We start from the raw sequence: 397 nt of genomic DNA, 5'->3' as shown, positions 1-397 counted from the left end.
AAGCAGCGCAAGGTGCGCACCGTGGCGGGGCTGGCCAGGTTCGTCTCGGCGCACGAGCTGGAGATCACCGGCGACGACGGCACCACCCAGCTGCTGCGCTTCGAGCAGTGCATCATCGCCGCCGGTTCGCAGGCGGTGAAGCTGCCCAACTTCCCGTGGGACGACAAGCGGGTGATGGATTCCACCGACGCGCTGGAGCTGGCCGACGTGCCGGCCAAGCTGCTGGTCGTGGGCGGCGGCATCATCGGCCTGGAAATGGGCACGGTGTATTCCACGCTCGGTGCGCGCCTCGACGTCGTCGAGATGCTCGACGGCCTGATGCAGGGCGCCGACCGCGACCTGGTCAAGGTCTGGCAGAAGATGAACGCGCCGCGCTTTGACAACATCATGGTGAACA

The 397-nt window shown here is 66.8% G+C and carries 1 protein-coding gene; it reads left to right on the top strand.

Features of this window, described 5'->3' with window-relative positions:
- Positions 1-397 (top strand): FAD-dependent oxidoreductase (locus QZH66_RS18670; RefSeq protein ID WP_305807274.1); only part of this gene is annotated, 397 nt, incomplete at both ends.

The organism is Stenotrophomonas sp. YIM B06876 (assembly GCF_030711595.1).
Lineage (GTDB): Bacteria > Pseudomonadota > Gammaproteobacteria > Xanthomonadales > Xanthomonadaceae > Stenotrophomonas.
This window is presented reverse-complemented; position numbering and strand designations above follow the sequence as displayed.